Below are 17,485 nucleotides of genomic sequence, written 5' to 3' on the forward strand. Positions count from 1 at the left end.
TGCCGGGCACCTTCTCCCCGTTTTGACGGGGAGAAGGAAACGATGCCGCACAGTTTTCGCTAACGTTATCGCTGCAAAAAACGGCAGCATTCCGATGGAGCGGTTTGCACTGGGAGCTCGCGGCTTGCGTCCTTCTCCCCGTCAAAACGGGGAGAAGGTGGCGGCAGCCGGATGAGGGGCATGAAGCCCCTTACCGCTTCTTCTTGCGTCCCTCGAAGGGGTTTTCACCCGCCTTGAAATGCATGCGGATCGGCACGCCCGGAATATCAAAATCGGCACGCAACCCGTTGATCAGGTAGCGGATATAGCTTTCCGGCAGCGCGTCGGGCCTGGTGCAGGACACCATGAAGGCCGGCGGGCGGGCCTTGACCTGGGTCATGTACTTGAGCTTCAGGCGGCGCCCGGAGACGGCCGGTGGCGGATGCTGGGTCTGCACGCCGTCGAGCCAGCGGTTGAGCCTGGCGGTCGAGATGCGCTTGTTCCACACCTTGTCCGTGTCGATGATGCTCTGCATCAGCTTGTCGAGCCCGTAGCCGGTCTGGCCGGAAATCGGCACGGCGCGAAGCCCCCGCGCCTGCGGCAGCAGCCGTTCGGTCTTTTCGCGCAGATCCGCGAGCACCGCCTGCGTGTCCTCGACCAGATCCCACTTGTTGAAGGCAAGCACGGCGGCCCGGCCTTCGCGCAGCACCAGGTCGACGAGCTGCAGGTCCTGCTTTTCGAAGGGAATGGTCGCGTCGAAAACGATCACCACCGTCTCGGCGAACCGGATCGAGCGCAGCGCATCGGCAACAGAGAGCTTTTCGAGCTTCTCCTGGACGCGCGCCTTCTTGCGCATGCCGGCGGTGTCGAACATCTTGATGGTGCGGTCGCGCCATTCCCATTCGACCGAGATACTGTCGCGGGTGATGCCCGCTTCCGGGCCGGTCAGCAGCCGGTCCTCGCCGAGGAAACGGTTGATCAGCGTCGACTTGCCGGCATTCGGGCGGCCGATGATGGCGACGCGCAGCGGCTTGGTCTCGTCGTATTCCGGCTCGGCCTCGTCCTCGGCATCGTCCGCAAAATCGGAATCCCGGACGTCGATATTGGTCTCCGCCTCGTCATCGTCTTCCGGAAACGCCCGCTCCTCGCCGAGCGCCTCGACGATCGCGTCGCGCAGGTCGATCATGCCCTGGCCGTGTTCGGCCGAGATCGGCACCGGCTCGCCGAGACCCAGCGTATAGGCATCGTAGAAACCCGCGTCGGAACCACGCGCTTCCGACTTGTTGGCGACCAGCACGACCGGCTTGCCGCTGCGGCGCAGAAGCTCGCCGAAGGTCTTGTCGAGCGGCGTCAGGCCCGACTTGGCATCGACCACGAACAGCGTCAGGTCGGCATCGTCGACCGCGGCCTCGGTCTGGGCGCGCATGCGGCCTTCGAGCGTCTCGGGTCCCGCCTCTTCGAGACCGGCGGTATCGATGATCGTGAATCTCAGGTCGATGAGCTTCGCGTCGCCCGGACGGCGGTCGCGAGTGACGCCCGGCGTGTCGTCGACAAGCGCCAGCTTCTTTCCAACCAGGCGATTGAAAAGCGTGGACTTGCCGACATTCGGGCGTCCGACGATGGCGACGGTGAAGCTCATTCTGTATCCTTAAAGCCCTGGGCGAAAACCGTCAGGGCGCCTTGCCTGAAGAGGCGATGTTGTCGAGCATGATCTGCGCGCGGTTGGCGACGTTACGCGGCGCAGAGGCATCATTGGCAATTTGCTGGAACCATTCCTTGGCTTGCGCGAAGTTGCCGGCCTTATAGGCGGCAAGACCAAGCGCCTCGCGGGCGGAATTGGCAAGCGGGTTGGCCGGCACCGCCATCGGCTGCACCTCGGCGGCCACCTGTTCATAGGTACCGTTGTCGATCAGGAGCCATGCGGCGCGCATCCTGGCAAGGTCGCGCATCGACTGCGGCGCTGCATTGTCCTTGCCGACTGCCGAGAAGGTGGCAATCGCCCCGGCTGCATCGCCCTTGGACTGCTGCACCGAGCCGGCGCGCAGCTTGGCGAGCACGGGATAGGCGCCGGTGCCGTCTTTTTCGAGTGCTTCGAAGGCGGCGAGCGCCTCGTCGTTCTTGTTTTCCGAAGCAAGCTTCAAGGCCGCCAGAAAACGGTCGCCGGACTGCGAGGAATTATGCGTGTCCCAGTATTCGTAACCGCGATAGCCGGCCGTACCGACGACGATCAGCACAGCGACCGCGATCACGACCCTGCCGTAACGCTGCCATGCCCCCCTGAACTGATCGGAGCGAAGTTCCTCGTTCACTTCGCGAATAAAACTGTCGTCGTCCTGCGCCATCAAAGTCTCCGGCCCAACCGGCCCATCATGCGGAAAAGCGCCTTCTAGCCTATTTTCCCTGAGATGTAAGGCCCCCCTTAACTCCTGTCGCGCAAAAGTGGGCGCCGGTTTTGCCAGGACGGTGAGCGCAAAGCGAAAAACACCCGCCCGGGAGCGCTGGTTGGCGGCCTTTCGGCCGGAATCCGCACTTAAAGCTACCCGCTCAAAGCTTCGCCTTATTCTGCGGCCACAAAGCCCGCTGCCCTTCGCCATGATTCAGGTACCTTATGCGTTCGCTTGCCCTCCCCCTCGCCCTCTGTCTTCTCGCCGCGCCCCTCGCAGCCAATGCAGCGGACAATACCTCTGGCAAGCCGAAACAGCTGGTGATGGTCTCCTTCGACGGCGCCGGCGCCAACAATCTCTGGCAGCGCAGCCGCGATCTCGCCCGGCGCACCAATGCTCATTTCACTTACTTTCTCTCATGCACGCTGGTCATCGAGCGCGCCAATGCCAAAAGCTATCAGGGGCCGAATGAGAGGCCCGGCAAATCGAATATCGGCTTTGCCCAGACGGCTGCCGAGGCCCGCGAAAGGCTAGGCCACGTCTGGCAGGCGCATCTCGAAGGCCACGACATTTCCAGCCATACCTGCGGCCATTTCGACGGCAAGGACTGGACGGCGGCCGATTGGACCGCCGAGTTCAGCACCTTTTACGACGTGATGACCGATGCCTGGAAGACCGTGGGCGCCGGATCGGAGGAACCTCCAGGCTGGAAGAACTTCGTCGCGACCGGGATCACAGGTTTCCGCGCTCCTTATTTTTCCATCGGTCCCGGCTTGGTCGAAGCCGAAAGACGGGCCGGCGTCCGTTATGACGCCAGCCTCGTCACCAAGGGCCCGATGATGCCGGACGAAAAGGGCGGCCTCATCCGCTTCGGACTGCCGCTTATCCCGGAAGGCCCATCCAATCGGCCGATCATCGCCATGGACTACAACCTCTTCATCCGCCATTCCGGCGGTATCGACAATCCGAGCAGTTCCGCCGAATTCGAGGAACGCGCCTATTCCGCCTTCAAGGCCGCTTTCGATAAGGAGTATGACGGCGACCGCATCCCCCTCCAGATCGGCCTGCATTTCGTCGAAATGAACGGCGGCGCCTACTGGCGGGCGATGGAACGGCTGGTGACCGAAGTCTGCGCGCGCGAGGACGTCGCCTGCGCGAGTTATTCGGAGGCGATCAGGCTGATCCGCGAACGGGAGAAACCGCGAGTGGCGTCGGGGCTGTAGGATTTCGATAGGCCTGAGAGTTTGGGAGTAAAAGACCCCTCCCGGCCTGCCGGCCACCCTCCCCACAAGGGGGAGGGAGACCAAGCCGCTATGCCGGCGCCAAACTATCAACCTCGAACATCGGCCTCTGGGCACTCTCGCGATCGAAGATATGACCTCGTCATCTTCGGAAACATCCATGCCCACGATGGAGAACGGTGAGCGCACGGCATATGTCCCTCCCCCTTGTGGGGAGGGTGGCCGGCAGGCCGGGAGGGGTCTTTGCCGGGGACGATTTCACCCACCCGCGAAAAACCCGTCCAGCCTCATCAACTCCTTACCCGCATTCACGTCCCCGTCCGTCCCCGCCTCCCGAAACCCGCTCCATAATTGACCCGTCATCGGATGGGAAACCGGGTTCGCGAACCGGAATTCTCCTCCAAGGGTTTTCGGACCCCGGTTTCCGGTGATGGCCGTCGAACGTGGTGGAACGGGAACTGACAACTCCCCAAAAGCTGCAGGAAACGGTCGGGGCAGGCAAAACCACCTACCTCATACAATACTCGACGCCGCCTGCCCCATTCCCAAACCAAAACCGCGCCGGACAAGACGTCCGGCGCGGCCAAAGTTGCTTGCGTTTAGATGCGATCAATACGGCCGGTCGGCCGCGATCTCGCCGGCCTCAGCTTCCCGCTCCAGGTAATGCTGGTCGATTTCCGGCAGCGGCTGATCGTCGATGGCCGCTTCGAAAGCCACCAGACGTTTATGGATGGACAGGAGTTCGATGATCGTCGACCAGTAGTTGACGAGATACTGGAAGGAATTGCTGACTTCACCGAAGGCGGTGGCGATCTGCTGCCAGATGCCAAGGGTGATTTTGCCCGTCACGAAGGTCGGAATGAGGATGAAGTTCAAGAAGATCGCGTCGAGCTGGCCGTAGGAATAACGCGCCACGTTGAAATAGAGGTAGTGCCAGTACATCCGGAAATAATTCCGGCGCACATTGGCATAAAGCTCCGTGACGGTCACCGGCTGGGCGCGGTCCATGTGATCCTCGCCATAGACCAGTTCCTTGCGGTAGGCGGCCTCGACGCGCTGGTTGCGGAAGTTGAGGCCCGGCAGCTTGATGCCGGCGAATGCCAGAAGCGCCGTGCCGAACAGCGACCAGACGATCGCCAGCCAGAAGAGCGCGTGCGGGATCGCGCCGATGATCGGCAGATCGTCGACATGGACCGACATGGCGAACAGCAGCGGCAGGAACACCACCAGCGTCATCACCGAGTTGATCAGGGTAACGCCGAGGCCTTCCAGGATGTTGGCGAACCGCATCGTATCTTCCTGGACACGCTGCGAGGCGCCTTCGATATGCCGCAGCTTGTCCCATTTCGACATGTAGTAGTCGTTCATCGCGGTGCGCCAGCGGAAAACGTAGTGGTTGGTGAAGAAGGCGGTGATGACATTCAGCGCGACGCCGACGAAACCGATTTCCAGAAAGTGGATCTGCAGCTCGTAGAACTGCCAGGCGGTGATCCCAGGCTGCTTGGCAAGCGCCGCCTGCAGGAGGTCGAAGAACGGGCCGCGCCAGTTGTTGATCGCGACGGACGCCTGCACCGCGAAATAGGCGATGAAGATGATGAAGGCCGACCCCCAGATCGACCAGTTGGCCCAGGGATGGTCCCTGGCGATCACCTTCCAGACGCCGCCGAATATCCCCACGAAGATCGTGAAGTAGAGATAGAACCAGAGATTGTCCGGTGTGAAGAAGTAACCGAGGCCGATCGGCGGTTTTTCTCCTTCGGCAAGCGGCGGCAAGCCGACAGCCGCTCCCATCTGCGGTCCGACCGAATACCAGACAATAATGCAGATCGCAGCCCAGATCGCGCCGGACGTAAAGAACAGTTTAGGTCGGGGAAAGAATGAGTGGAACACGGAGCTTGGGCTTTCCTGAGTTCGAGTCGACGGGATGTCGGAACGACTATTGAGCCGGAAACTAAGGCAGTTCCAAGGGAGCGGCAATGGCCGCGTTCCGTGGTTACGTAATTGTAACCGTGGGATTATTCGGAGGCGCTGCGCGCAACCGGGAGTGCGAGCAGGACGCAGACGACGAGCGCCGCCGCCGCAATCAGCGTCGGGGCGACAAAACTGCCGCCGCTTGCTTCAGCGATCCAGCCGGCCACGAGCGGGCCGATGATCTGGCCGGTGCCGAAGGCGGCGGTGGCGGAGGCGAGCGCCCGGCGCGGGCTTTCAGGCGAGAGTTTCCGGCCGATCTGCAGCCCGTAGGCGGTGATCACCATGAAGGTGACGCCGAGCAGCAGCCCTCCGACAAGCGCGCCCGCGGTCGGCGGCAGCATGACCGAACCGAGCACCCCGACCATCTGCAGCCCGAGTGCTGCGGTATAGGCCTTGGCGAGCCCGAAGCGGTTGAGCACCGGCCGCCACAGGATCAGCGAGACGGCGGCCGCCGAACCGGTCAGGAACCAGGCCAGGAATTCGACGATCGGACCGGCATTGCCGATCCGCGCGATGGTGACGAGGAAGGTCGCGGTGATCACGTAGCCGAAGCCGAACAGCCCGTAGGAGGCGGTGAGCAGCACGAGCGGCCTGCGCCATTGAAGCGGCGGTTCGACCACTGAGCCGGTGCCGATCGCCTGTTTCGGCAGGATCCAGGCGACTGCGGCGAGCACGATGAGCACGATCGCCGCACCGGCAAGCCAGTTCATGCGCCATCCATGTGCGCCATCGCCGGCCATCGCGTTGACGACGAAGACCAGCGCCGAAGACAGGGCGATGCCAAGCCCGACACCGCCGAAATGCAGGACGTTCACATTGTCGCGGCCGACCGCATAGGGCAGCACGATCGACGAGGTGAAGATCATCGCAAGCGCGCTCGCAAGCCCTGCCAGAAACCGGATGACGGTGAAGGCGACGACGGAGTTCGTCGCAGCCATGGCGGCAAGCAGGATCGCGGTCGCCAGAAGCCCGCAGAGCGCCACCTTGCGCTCGCGCCCGGCCGCCCAGCCATAGGCCGACAGGATGGCGCCGGCGAGATAGCCGGCGAAATTGCCGGCCGCGATATACCCCGCGTCGGCCGCCGAAAGGGGGATGCCCGTCATCATCCCGGGCAGGATCGGCGTGTAGAAGAAGCGCCCGAAACCCATCGCCGCCGCCATGGCGATCGAGCCGGCAAAGCCGATCAGCAGGGGGCGGTGCGAATAACTCGTATTGATCTGCAGCATGGCACGGTTATCGCAGCCGCGCCCGGTTGCGGCAAATAAGGAATTTTCATTGCAGCGATGCACCGGAATGATGGATCGGTATACAAGCGATCGTGCATGTGCCGCGACGATTTGGTGCAGTGCATGACGGAAATCGTCTTGCTGCTGACATGAAAGCCAGCCAATCTCTCACCCATCGCCATCGGGGCGCGGAGGCATGCGCATGGAACATGACCTGACCCTATCCGAAGTACTCGTCGATCCGTTGATCACCCAGCTTCGCCAGGCCGACTCCGTCGGTTACGCCGCTTTTGCACAATTGCTGCAGAGCGCGGCCCGCGTCCATACGCGCCAGATGCTTGGAAACCTTCAGACAGAGCGTACCGACGCCTTCTATCGTCGTGTCGATGCCGTGTCTGCCGGCAACAAACACAACTGACCGATCTGCCGTAACGGCAGCATTTTTCCGTAACGACAGAAGTCTTTGCTTAATCCGCAAGCGTCAGGATCAGCGGCCCGTTTCGGGTCGCGACGATCGTGTGCTCGTATTGCACGGTAGGTGCCTTGGGATCGCTGTAAAGCGTCCAGGGATCGCCATTGCCGCCGTCCTCGGCCCAGTTGGCGCCGAGAGACAGGAAAGGTTCGACGGTGAAGACCAGCCCGTCTTCCATCGAACGCGTCTCATGGCGATCCGGCCAGGTCGGGATTTCCTTCGGCTCGTCATGCAGCGTCAGGCCGATCCCGTGGCTCGAAAGATTGGTGATCAGCGTATAGCGGTTCTTCTTGGCGAAGGTCCCGATCGCATTGCCGATGCCGGAAAGCGGCTTGCCGGCCTTGACCTGCTGCAGACCGGTCCAGAGCGCGCGGCGGCCGTCGCGGCATAGTTTTTCGATCTCGCGCTTCACCGGCGGCACCGCGTAGGAGGAGCCCGTATCACCGAAGAAACCGTCCTTGACCGCCGACACGTCGATGTTGACGAGATCGCCCGCCTGGATCACCCGGTCACCCGGAATGCCGTGGGCGACTTCCTCGTTGACGCTGATGCAGGTGGCGCCCGGAAACTGGTAGCAGGTCTCCGGTGCAGACTGCGCCCCGTTGTCCTCCAGGAACTTGCGGCCGATCGCGTCGAGCTCGCGGGTGGTGATCCCCGGCTCCAGTGCCTTCGCCATGGTCTCCATTGCCTGCGCGCAAAGCCTGCCGATCTCCTTCAGCTTGGCCAGTTCGTCTTCGGTGGAGATAACCATGGTCTGCCTAACGTCCTAACGCGTCCTGTCTCGATCAGGCGCCGGTTTCGCGCCATCGGTCGAGCCCGTCAATTCTTTTCTGGCGACCCCAGTTCTTTTCTGACCAGCGGCGCCACTTTCGTGCCGTAGAGCTCGATGCCGCGCATCACCTGGGCATGCGGCATCGGACCGATCGCCATCTGCAGCAGGAACCGGTCCATGCCGAACACCTTGTGGGCGGCGATGATCTTTTCGGCCACCAGTTCCGGCTCGCCGAGGAAGAGATTGCCGAGCGCCGAGCGCGCCTCGTCGAAATGCGCCCGGTTGGTCGGACCCCAGCCGCGTTCGCGGCCGATGCGGTTCATGACCTCCGCCTGCGGGCCGTAGAACTGGTCGGCGGCCGCCTCTGTCGTATCCGCGATGAAACCATGCACGTTGATGCTGGTCTTAAGCTTCGCTGGATCCTGACCGGCGCGGCGGGCGGCCTCGCGGTAGAGGTTGAAGAAGGGTGCGAAGCGAGGATACTCGCCGCCGATGATGGCGACCGCGAGCGGCAGGCCCATGGCCCCTGCCCGCGCCACCGATTGCGGCGTGCCGCCGACGGCGATCCAGATCGGCAATTCCTTCTGCAGCGGGCGCGGATAGACGCCGCGGCCATTGATCGGCGCGCGCTTCTGGCCCTGCCAGGTGACGATCTCCTCATCGCGGATGGCAAGCAGCAGGTCGAGCTTTTCGGTGAACAGTTCGTCGTAGTCGCCGAGGTCGTAGCCGAACAACGGATAGGATTCGATGAACGAACCGCGGCCTGCCATGATCTCCGCTCGCCCATTCGAAATGAGATCGACGGTCGAGAACTGTTGGAAAACCCGCACCGGATCGTCGGACGAGAGCACCGAGACGGCGCTGGTCAGCCGGATGTTTTTGGTGATCGCCGCTGCCGCGGCAAGCACGGTGGAGGGCGACGAGACCACATAGTCGGGGCGGTGGTGTTCGCCGAGCCCGAACACGTCGAGCCCCACCTGATCGGCAAGCACGATCTCCTCCAGCAGATTCTTGATCCGCCTTGCGCCTTCCGCGCCCTTGTCCAGTGCCGCGGCATCGACGTCGCCAAAAGTATGAAGCCCGAGTTCCATCTTGCAAAAATCCATTCGTTGATGCCGTCAGATAGTTATCGGGCGCGTTTGGCGCAAATGCTATTCTTTCGAAGGGAACGTTCGATGGAATGGATGGGTGCGGGGGCGACGGGCGTCGCCGGCTCCGTGATTTGGCAACCGACACGGGACTACGAGATTTTGGACGCAAACATAGGTTTAGATTCTAAGAGAATGGTAATCCATCGGGCATATTCTTCCCGGCCAACAGGAACAGCGTTTAGGCAATCGAATGAATGACGGCACCGGAAATCGGCCCGACTCGGACTTTCCGAACCTGCAATCATCGAATGACATCCTTATTGTCGAGGATTCCGCCGCCCTTTCGGCCTTGCTGCGACAGCGGATCGAGCGGGAGACTGCCGGCAGGACCTTTTGCTGTGCGAGCCTGGCTCAAGCCCGCATGCTGCTGGCAGGACAGAAGTTCACCCTGGCCCTGACCGGCCTCAACCTGCCTGACGCGCCCAACGGCGAGATCCTTGCCCTGCTTGCCGAATACGCGCTTCCGACAATCGTCTTCACGGCAACCTCCGAGACGGACGCTACGATCCGCTACACCGAGCGGAAGATCATCGACTACATCGTCAAGAGCGACAACACGACGGTCGATACGGTCGTCAGGACCGTGAACCGCATCCTGACCAACAGCGCCTTTTCCGTTCTCGTCGTCGATGACGCGAGATGGGCTCGCTCCGGTCTGGTCGAGATCATGCAGCGGCAGAACTTCCGTGTCCTCGAAGCCCTTTCCGGCAAGGAGGCCCTGGACATGCTTGCCGACAACCCATCAATCGAACTGGTCATCACCGACTACAACATGCCCGACATGGACGGACACGAGCTGACGAGGCGCATTCGCGCAACCCGGCCTTCGGACGAACTGCGCATCATCGGCGTTTCATCTTCGTCCGATCGCGGCCTTTCCGCAAGCTTCCTGAAGGCCGGCGCGTCGGATTTCGTGTACCGTCCCTTCGTCCCGGAAGAGCTGCAATGCCGCATCGACAACAATGTCGAAACGCTGACCCAGCTGAAGCGGCTACGTTACCTGGCGGAGCGAGATCATCTGACGGGCCTCGCAAACCGCCGCTTCTTCTTCGAGAAGAACCCGCCCCTGGAGCCTGCACCGGCAAACGACGCGGTTGCCATCCTCGACATCGACCATTTCAAATCGGTCAACGACACCTACGGCCACGAGGCCGGCGACCAGGTGCTGAAGCGTCTTGCCAGCACCCTCAGGGAGATGACCATCGACAAGCGATACCTCGCCGCCCGCCTCGGCGGCGAAGAGTTCGCAATCTACATGAAGGATACCAACGCCTTCCAGGCCCATTCCTTCTGCGAGCAGGTACGCACGCGCGTCCAGGCCACCAGCATCCCGGTGCAGGACAAGGACATATCGGTGACCATCTCCATCGGCGTCATGGAAATGGAGGAGCGCGAGACCTTCGGAAACCAGCTCAACGCCGCCGACCAGCTTCTCTACATGGCGAAAAAGAATGGCCGCAACCGGGTCTATTCAAGCCTGACGATACCGGAAGCGCTGATCCCCCAACCGCAGGAACCGGAAGAACCCCGTACCCGAGTGACCCGGCGCCCCGGCACCCGGTGAATTGCCAAACGACGTTTCGAATCCGTTTTCAAAGACTTACGGCAGCCTTTTGAATCGATCCAGAAAGCGCCTTGAGGTATAGCCGCCCGAGCTTGGGCCCGGGCGGCAGCTCCCTGTTTCAGAAGGTCTTGGCGACCTGTTCGAGCTGGTCGGCGACGATGCCCCAGCCTTCCTCAAAGCCCATCTGCTGATGAGCGTTCTTGTCTTCCTCGGTCCAGTGAAAAACCGTTGCCGTGTATTTCGTGCGGCCGTTGCCGAGGTCTTCGAATTCGACGACCGCGGTCATGAACGGTTTTTCCGAGGGCACCCAGGCGCTCGTATAGGCGTCGGTGAAGACCAGCTTCTTGTTCGGCACGACTTCCAGGTAGATTCCGTAATTGGGGATTTTTTCGCCGTTCGGCCCTTCCATCAGGATGAAGCTCGAGCCGCCGGCACGGACGTCCACCCGGGCTTCGGTCACCTTCCACGGCTGCGGGCAGAACCATTCGCCCATCCGTTCGGGCGTGGTCCAGGCCTTGTAGAGCTTGTCGGCCGGCACCTTCATTTCGCGGACGATCTGCAGGGCGTGCTTGGCGGTATTGGCGGTCATTGTCTGTCTCCCTTGAGTTTTACAAAACATCTCATCCGATGCTGGACTTAGGACGTTTGACGAGCACGATATCCGACAAGTGTCATGGAATTTTTTCAAGCCATGCGGCAAATATCTTCGGAACGAAATGACAGGCGGTGGGAGGAGATCGGTGGACCAATTCACATTCGAGGCGACGGTCATCCACTGGCGCGGCCCGTCCCCTTTCTTCTTCGCACCGCTCCCACTCAGCCATGCCGAGGAGATCAGGCGGCTGTCGAAGCTCGTGAGCTACGGCTGGGGCGTGATCCCGGTCGACGCCACGATCGGCGGCGTCTCCTTCTACACGTCGCTCTTCCCGAAGGACGAAACCTATCTGCTGCCATTGAAGGACGCGGTGCGGAAAAAGACCGGCATCACGGCCGGCGACCTGATTGCGGTCGAGATGACGCTGCGTCCGCCGCGGCGGTAGCGGAGAGCATTGCATGTGGAATATGAGGCGGTGCGTGGAGCCCCTCCCCCTTGTGGGGAGGGGTTGGGGAGGGGACTTCACTCCGCCTCAAGACCCCTCCCGCCTGCCGGCCACCCTCCCCACAAGGGGGAGGGTTAAGAGTGCCGCACCGCCTCACGTTTCATATGCAATGCCCGCCCTACTCCGCCAGCGGCGTAACCGCGCCGAGCTTGTCGATCTGCTGGCGGATATGCGCGCATTCGGCGGCGGAATTGGCAAGCGCGATCGCCCGGTCGAAGGCCTCGCGGGCTTCGCGCCGTTGCCCGGCCTGCATCATCAGCCCGCCCTTGACCCCGTGGAAATAGAAATAGCCGTCGAGCTTGTCGGCAAGCGGTGCGATCATGTCGAGCGCCGCCTCCGGCCCTTCGAGCTTCGAGACCGCGACAGCCTTGTTGAGGGTGACGACCGGCGACGGCTGGATGCGCTCCAGCAGTCCGTAGAGCATGGTGATCTCCTTCCAGTCCGTATCCTTGGGTGTCGGCGCGCGGGCATGCAGCGCCGAGATCGCCGCCTGCACCTGGTAGGGGCCGGGCTTGCGGTGCCGGATCGCCTTGTCGAGCAGCGCCAGGGCCTCGTTGATCAGCTTGCTGTCCCAGCGGCTGCGGTCCTGGTCCTCGAGAAGCACGATCTGGCCGTCCTTGTCGATGCGCGTTCTGGCACGCGAGTGCTGCAGCAGCATCAGCGCCAAAAGGCCCATGATCTCCGGCTCGGCCGGGAAGATCCGCAACAGCAGCCGGGCAAGCCGGATCGCCTCGTCGCAGAATGCGGCGCTGTCGGGGTTGGTGATGCCGGCGGAATACCCCTCGTTGAAGACCAGATAGATCATCGAGGAGACGATGCCGAGCCGTTCTGCCCGTTCCGAAGGCCCCGGCGTCTCGAACGGCACGCCGGCCTTGGCGACGCGCGCCTTGGCGCGGGTGATGCGCTGTTCCATGGCGCTGTCGCCGACGAGGAATGCCCGGGCGATCTGCGCGACGCTGAGGCCTGAGACGATCCTGAGCGCCAGCGCAATCTGCTGGGTCGCCGGCAGGTCCGGATGGCAGCAGATGAACATCAGCCGCAGGATGTCGTCGCGGTAGTGCGAGTTGTCGAGCCGGTCGGCCATGTCGCCCTCGGCATCGGACAGATCGGAGAAGGCTTCCTCCTCCGGCAATGGATCGTTCTTGGAGCGCTTGCGGACCACGTCGATGCCGCTGTTGCGGCCGACGAAGATCAGCCAGGCCGTCGGATCGCGCGGCGGGCCCTTGTCCGGCCAGGTCTTGATGGCGCGCAGGCACGCCTCCTGGAAGGCTTCTTCCGCGGTATCGAGATCGCGGAAGTAACGAAGGAGCGCGCCGAGCGCCTGCGGCCGGGCCGCCGTCAGCGCAAGATCGATCCACGCAATATCTGTCATGTCTTGGTCTCGCTATTCTTGATCTCGCCGGGATGGAAGACGTAGAAGGGCCGGATTTCATAGGAGCTGGAGCCGGGATTGACCGCCGAAAGCTCCTTCGAGAAGGCGACTGCTTCTTCCAGCGTCTCGGCCTCGAGCGTGTAGAAACCGAGCAGCACTTCCTTGGTTTCCGCAAACGGCCCGTCGAGCACCAGCGGCTCCTCCTTGCCTTTTCGCACGGTGGTGGCGGCTGTCGTCGGCATCAGCCGTCCGACCGGGCCGAGCTTGCCGGCTTGTGCGTAGGGCGTCTGCACCTCGATGAGCTTCGCCATGACGGCATCCTCTTCTTCCTTGGACCAGGCGAAGACGGTTTCCTCATGGGCGTAGCAAAGGATGGCGTAAAGCATGCGTAGCTCCTTCTCCTAATGAAGACGAAGGATTAGCGCGGGTGCCGACAGGGCGCAGCAATTTTTTGTTGGATCAGCGCCGACCGGTCGGACTGGTGCCGAACGTTTCGCGGAAACGGCGGGAGAAATGCGACCGCGAGGCGTAACCCGCCGCCTCCGCCGCCGCGATGCTGGACGCGCCCGAGGCAATCGCACTGTGGGCCGCCTTCAGGCGCTCGCGGCGCAGGATGGCGCGAAAGGACGTGCCTTCCGCCGTGAGATGACGGCGCAGCGTCGAGGCGCCGATACCGAGCTCTCCCGCCATGTCGGAGACACTCCAGGGCTCGGAGGGTGCGGTGGCGATCAGCCATGCGACCTCTTCCGAAAGGCTCTGGCGAAACAGCGCCCGCGCCTCCGGCAGCGGCCTGAGCAGCGCCAGGACCTCGGTCAGCCTCAGGCGCTTGATCGTTTCGCTGACCGCCCCGTCGGTGACCGCCGCCGCCGCATGGCAGAGCGCTTCCACGAGATCTTCGCCGAGCGGGACGCCGAACGAACCCGCCTCGCCGCCTTCCAGGCGCTCCGTTGCCGAAAGCGGAGCAATGCCCTCCGGCGGTGACGGAACGTCGAGGCGCAGCGCGACGTAGAACCCGGTCGTCTCGTCGGGAATGTTGACGACATCCATCGGCACCTTGCCCGGCAGCACGAAGACGGAGCCCGGCGGGAAGGCATGCGTCCGGTCGCCGAGCCAGATTTCCTTCTGGCCGTGGAGCACGATGCCGATCATCGGATCTTCGAGCTCGAGCGCCTTCACCTTTTCCCGGTCGAAACAGCAATAGATGAACAGCTGCTCCGCATAGGCGTTCATTCCGGGCTTCAGCCGCCCCGCCACCATCGGGCGCAGGCGGTCGAGCAGGCGGCGGGAAAGATCGGGCAGGCGCTGGGTGACGATCAGGTTCATCGCCGCACTATAGCGGAGGATGCCAGTCGAAAAACACCCCAGCCGAGCGTTTCGGGCTCAAGTCGGCAAAAATCCGGCCCTGACGGAACATGGAACGGGGGCAGAAGGCGGTGGCTTCAACGCAGGAGACTTTTGATGAAGACTTTAGCCACTCTTTCCACCCTTGGCGCTTCCATTCTGGCCGCAGGCGTCGGCCTCCTCGCCCTGTCCGGCTCCGCCCAGGCCGCAGCCGATCTCGAACTGTGGCGGCTCGATTGCGGCTCGGTCGTGGTCAAGGACCTGTCGAGCTTTTCCGATACGTTCGCTTATAAAGGCGAAAGCCGCACCCTGACCGACAGCTGCTACGTGATCCGCCACGGCGCCGATTACCTTCTCTGGGACACCGGCCTGCCGGCGGCGCTGATCGGCAAGGCGGCGGACCTCTCACAGCCGCTGGCACCGTCGCTCAGCGTCGACATCCCGACCCAACTCGCAAAGATCGGCATCAAGCCGGACCAGATCGGCATCGTCGGCATCAGCCACAACCACTTCGACCATATGGGCCAGGCCTCGACGTTTGCGAAGGCAACGCTGATGATCGGCGCCGGCGACTGGGAAAGCCTGCACGAAAATCCCCTGCCCTTCGGGGTCATGCCGGCGCTCGTCCAGCCGTGGATGGACGGCAAGGCGAAGATCGATCCGGTCTCGGGCGATCGCGACGTGTTCGGTGACGGTTCGGTGATGATGCTGGCCATGCCCGGTCATACCAAGGGCGAGACCGCGCTGCTCGTCAAACTGCCGCAGAGCGGACCGGTGCTGCTCTCCGGCGACGTCGTACATTTCGAAGAGCAGATCGGAAACAACGGCGTGCCGCCCTTCAATATCGACCGGGCCGAAAGCCTCGCCTCGATGGAACGCATGAACGGGATCGCCAAGCAGCTGAACGCAAAGCTGGTCGTCCAGCACGACGCAAACGATATCGGCAAGCTGCCGGCTTTCCCGGCCAGCGCCCGCTGACTTCGATGAGATCGCCACTGGCGCATCGCGCGCCGGTGGCTATATTCCGCGGGAACAAAAACTCTGCCTCCCAAGGAACCCCGACATGGCCGACCTTTCCGCCTTCCCGATCACCTCCAGATGGCCCGCCCAGAACCCGGACGTGCTGCAGCTCTATTCGACGCCGACGCCGAACGGCGTGAAGGTGTCGATCATGCTGGAGGAGATCGGCCTGCCCTACGAGCCGCATTTCATCAATATCGGCGCCGACGAGACCTGGGGTCCGGAATATCTGTCGCTCAACCCGAACGGCAAGATCCCAGCGATCCTCGATCCGCACGGCCCCGGGGACAAGCCGTTGGCGCTGTTCGAGAGTGGCGCAATCCTCGTCTACCTGGCGGAAAAGACTGGCAAGCTGATGTCCGCGGATCCGGCCAGTCGCTATGAGACGATTCAGTGGGTGATGTTCCAGATGGCGAGCGTCGGGCCGATGTTCGGCCAGCTCGGCTTCTTCCACAAGTTTGCCGGCAAGGACATCGAGGACAAGCGCCCGCGCGACCGCTACGCCAAGGAATCGCACCGCATCATCCGCGTCATCGAAAGCCGGCTCGAAGGCCGCGACTGGATCATGGGCGACGAATATTCGATCGCCGACATTTCCATGCTCGGCTGGGTGCGCAACCTGATCGGCTTCTACGGCGCCGGCGAGTTCGTCGAATACGACCGGCTGAAGCGCGTGCCGGAATGGCTGGAGCGCGCGCTGGCAAGGCCTGCGGTCCAGCGTGGCCTGGATATCCCGAAACGTCCGGCCTGATCAAACAGCATAGCCGCCCTAATTCATGGGGAGATGGAGGTAAGACATGCCGAAACCCACTCTTCCCATGGAAGGCGGATGCCGCTGCGGGCAGGTGCGGCTGAAAATCAGCGCCCCTCCGATCCTGACCATGGCCTGCCACTGCACCGGCTGCCAGAAGATGAGCGCCAGCGCCTTCTCGCTCTCCGCCGCGATCCCCTCCGAAGGGTTCGAGGTGACGCAAGGCGAGCCGGTGATCGGCGGCCTGCATGGCAGCGACGCCCACCACTACCACTGCCCGCACTGCAAGAGCTGGATGTTCACCAGGCCGGTCGGCATGGACTGGTTCGTCAACCTGCGTCCGACCATGCTCGACGACGCGCAATGGTTCGTGCCCTTCATCGAGACATATACGTCCGAAAAACTGCCTTGGGCGACGACACCGGCCGTGCATTCCTACGAAACCTTTCCGCCGATGGAAGCCTATGAGGGCCTGGCGAAGGAATTTGCGGAACAGGATTGAAGTCCGGAAATCTCTTGTCAAAACCCCGGGCCACTCCCATCATGTGCGGGAAGGAGCTGTCGATGGACATCCATGTTACGCTGACGGACGATCTGGCCGAGTTCGTGAAATCCAAGATGGAATCTGGACACTATCGCTCTTCGAGCGAAGTCGTCGAGGACGCTCTGCGCCTGCTGGAGGAGCAGGACCATGCCGTCGACGATCTGACGCGCCTGAAAAAAGCCTGGGAGGAAGGCGTCGAGAGCGGTGACTACCGCCCGCTGGATTTGAAGGCGATCAAGGCTGAAGGCCGCAGCAGACGCGCGGGCAAACCCTGATCCATGGCCAAGCGGTCGTTTATTCCAGCCGCGCCCGTGACGATATGCTGGAGATATGGTCCTGGATTGCCGACAAGAGCGGGGTGATCATGGCCGATGCGGTTGCCGAGCGCATAGAAGCCCGCATATCGCGATTGGCGGACCACCCCGAGATGGGGCCAGGTCGCTCCGATATCGCCCAATCCGCTCGCATGCTCGTGGTCGAGAGATGGCTCGCCCTCTACGCAATCATCGATGACACGGTTCGCATTGTCCGCGTCGTCGACGGTGCCGTCGATCTTCGGCGGGTCAAATGGGACAGATGATCCTATCCGGCACACTG

At 62.6% G+C, this 17,485-nt stretch carries 19 protein-coding genes; 9 read left to right on the plus strand and 10 right to left on the minus strand.

Going from position 1 to position 17,485, the window contains the following annotated elements; translation table 11 throughout:
* Window positions 1–190: 190 nt before the first annotated feature.
* Entirely contained in the window at window positions 191–1,618 is a 1,428-nt protein-coding gene (gene der / locus C5J22_RS07865) for a ribosome biogenesis GTPase Der (RefSeq protein ID WP_046632835.1), read from the minus strand.
* A gap of 31 nt (window positions 1,619–1,649) precedes the next feature.
* On the minus strand, window positions 1,650–2,321 hold the full coding sequence (locus tag C5J22_RS07870; RefSeq protein WP_105437809.1) for a tetratricopeptide repeat protein: 672 nt from the start codon (window positions 2,319–2,321) through the stop codon (window positions 1,650–1,652).
* A 266-nt stretch (window positions 2,322–2,587) separates the two neighbouring features.
* Here C5J22_RS07870 and C5J22_RS07875 point away from each other — a divergent pair, with 266 nt between their 5' ends.
* A complete protein-coding gene (locus C5J22_RS07875) occupies window positions 2,588–3,586 on the plus strand; it encodes a polysaccharide deacetylase (RefSeq protein WP_105437810.1) in 999 nt (332 codons plus the stop codon).
* A 627-nt stretch (window positions 3,587–4,213) separates the two neighbouring features.
* On the opposite strand, the gene sbmA is transcribed toward C5J22_RS07875, so the two are convergent.
* Both sbmA and C5J22_RS07885 read right to left on the minus strand, forming a co-directional pair.
* Window positions 4,214–5,494: a peptide antibiotic transporter SbmA gene (sbmA, locus tag C5J22_RS07880; RefSeq protein WP_105437811.1), complete on the minus strand. Its 1,281-nt coding sequence runs from the start codon at window positions 5,492–5,494 to the stop codon at window positions 4,214–4,216.
* A gap of 125 nt (window positions 5,495–5,619) precedes the next feature.
* Window positions 5,620–6,801 carry a YbfB/YjiJ family MFS transporter gene (locus C5J22_RS07885; RefSeq protein WP_105437812.1) on the minus strand — a complete coding sequence of 394 codons (1,182 nt, stop codon included), beginning with the start codon at window positions 6,799–6,801 and terminating at the stop codon, window positions 5,620–5,622.
* Between the two features lie 202 nt (window positions 6,802–7,003).
* Between C5J22_RS07885 and C5J22_RS07890 the strand changes: the two genes are divergently transcribed.
* Window positions 7,004–7,219, plus strand: a complete 216-nt coding sequence (locus C5J22_RS07890) for a hypothetical protein (protein WP_046632826.1) — start codon at window positions 7,004–7,006, stop codon at window positions 7,217–7,219.
* Between the two features lie 49 nt (window positions 7,220–7,268).
* On the opposite strand, the gene map is transcribed toward C5J22_RS07890, so the two are convergent.
* Window positions 7,269–8,024 (minus strand): type I methionyl aminopeptidase, encoded by a 756-nt coding sequence (gene map / locus C5J22_RS07895; RefSeq protein WP_105414967.1) that lies wholly within the window; start codon window positions 8,022–8,024, stop codon window positions 7,269–7,271.
* Between the two features lie 68 nt (window positions 8,025–8,092).
* Window positions 8,093–9,136, minus strand: a complete 1,044-nt coding sequence (locus C5J22_RS07900; RefSeq protein ID WP_105438113.1) for an LLM class flavin-dependent oxidoreductase — start codon at window positions 9,134–9,136, stop codon at window positions 8,093–8,095.
* 250 nt (window positions 9,137–9,386) lie between these two features.
* Here C5J22_RS07900 and C5J22_RS07905 point away from each other — a divergent pair, with 250 nt between their 5' ends.
* Window positions 9,387–10,760 (plus strand): diguanylate cyclase, encoded by a 1,374-nt coding sequence (locus C5J22_RS07905; protein WP_105437813.1) that lies wholly within the window; start codon window positions 9,387–9,389, stop codon window positions 10,758–10,760.
* Between the two features lie 118 nt (window positions 10,761–10,878).
* Here C5J22_RS07905 and C5J22_RS07910 read toward each other — a convergent pair whose 3' ends face one another.
* Window positions 10,879–11,349 carry an SRPBCC family protein gene (locus C5J22_RS07910; RefSeq protein WP_105437814.1) on the minus strand — a complete coding sequence of 157 codons (471 nt, stop codon included), beginning with the start codon at window positions 11,347–11,349 and terminating at the stop codon, window positions 10,879–10,881.
* 151 nt (window positions 11,350–11,500) lie between these two features.
* Here C5J22_RS07910 and C5J22_RS07915 point away from each other — a divergent pair, with 151 nt between their 5' ends.
* Window positions 11,501–11,800 carry a DUF1905 domain-containing protein gene (locus C5J22_RS07915; protein ID WP_245440322.1) on the plus strand — a complete coding sequence of 100 codons (300 nt, stop codon included), beginning with the start codon at window positions 11,501–11,503 and terminating at the stop codon, window positions 11,798–11,800.
* Between the two features lie 178 nt (window positions 11,801–11,978).
* On the opposite strand, the gene C5J22_RS07920 is transcribed toward C5J22_RS07915, so the two are convergent.
* From C5J22_RS07920 to C5J22_RS07930, 3 genes are all read right to left on the minus strand, one after another.
* A complete protein-coding gene (locus C5J22_RS07920; RefSeq protein ID WP_105437816.1) occupies window positions 11,979–13,232 on the minus strand; it encodes an RNA polymerase sigma factor in 1,254 nt (417 codons plus the stop codon).
* A complete protein-coding gene (locus tag C5J22_RS07925) occupies window positions 13,229–13,618 on the minus strand; it encodes a YciI family protein (protein WP_105400421.1) in 390 nt (129 codons plus the stop codon). The genes C5J22_RS07920 and C5J22_RS07925 overlap by 4 nt, the downstream gene beginning before the upstream one ends.
* A 73-nt stretch (window positions 13,619–13,691) precedes the next feature.
* The gene (locus C5J22_RS07930) at window positions 13,692–14,555 is read right to left on the minus strand and encodes a helix-turn-helix domain-containing protein (RefSeq protein WP_105437817.1); all 864 of its coding nucleotides are present in this window, start codon (window positions 14,553–14,555) and stop codon (window positions 13,692–13,694) included.
* A gap of 135 nt (window positions 14,556–14,690) precedes the next feature.
* Here C5J22_RS07930 and C5J22_RS07935 point away from each other — a divergent pair, with 135 nt between their 5' ends.
* The 5 genes from C5J22_RS07935 (at window position 14,691) to C5J22_RS07955 (ending at window position 17,468) form a co-directional block, all read left to right on the plus strand.
* Complete coding sequence (locus tag C5J22_RS07935; RefSeq protein WP_105437818.1) at window positions 14,691–15,551, plus strand: N-acyl homoserine lactonase family protein; 861 nt, start codon at window positions 14,691–14,693, stop codon at window positions 15,549–15,551.
* Window positions 15,552–15,636: 85 nt separating this feature from the next.
* Window positions 15,637–16,344 (plus strand): glutathione S-transferase N-terminal domain-containing protein, encoded by a 708-nt coding sequence (locus C5J22_RS07940; protein ID WP_105437819.1) that lies wholly within the window; start codon window positions 15,637–15,639, stop codon window positions 16,342–16,344.
* A 46-nt stretch (window positions 16,345–16,390) separates the two neighbouring features.
* The gene (locus C5J22_RS07945; RefSeq protein WP_105437820.1) at window positions 16,391–16,846 is read left to right on the plus strand and encodes a GFA family protein; all 456 of its coding nucleotides are present in this window, start codon (window positions 16,391–16,393) and stop codon (window positions 16,844–16,846) included.
* Between the two features lie 62 nt (window positions 16,847–16,908).
* Entirely contained in the window at window positions 16,909–17,163 is a 255-nt protein-coding gene (locus C5J22_RS07950; RefSeq protein WP_105438114.1) for a type II toxin-antitoxin system ParD family antitoxin, read from the plus strand.
* Window positions 17,163–17,468 (plus strand): type II toxin-antitoxin system RelE/ParE family toxin, encoded by a 306-nt coding sequence (locus tag C5J22_RS07955; protein ID WP_256386114.1) that lies wholly within the window; start codon window positions 17,163–17,165, stop codon window positions 17,466–17,468. Before C5J22_RS07950 ends, C5J22_RS07955 begins: the two co-directional genes overlap by 1 nt.
* Window positions 17,469–17,485 lie beyond the last annotated feature (17 nt).

It is taken from the genome of Neorhizobium sp. T25_13, from assembly GCF_002968675.1.
In the GTDB taxonomy this organism is placed as follows: Bacteria; Pseudomonadota; Alphaproteobacteria; order Rhizobiales; family Rhizobiaceae; genus Neorhizobium; species Neorhizobium tomejilense.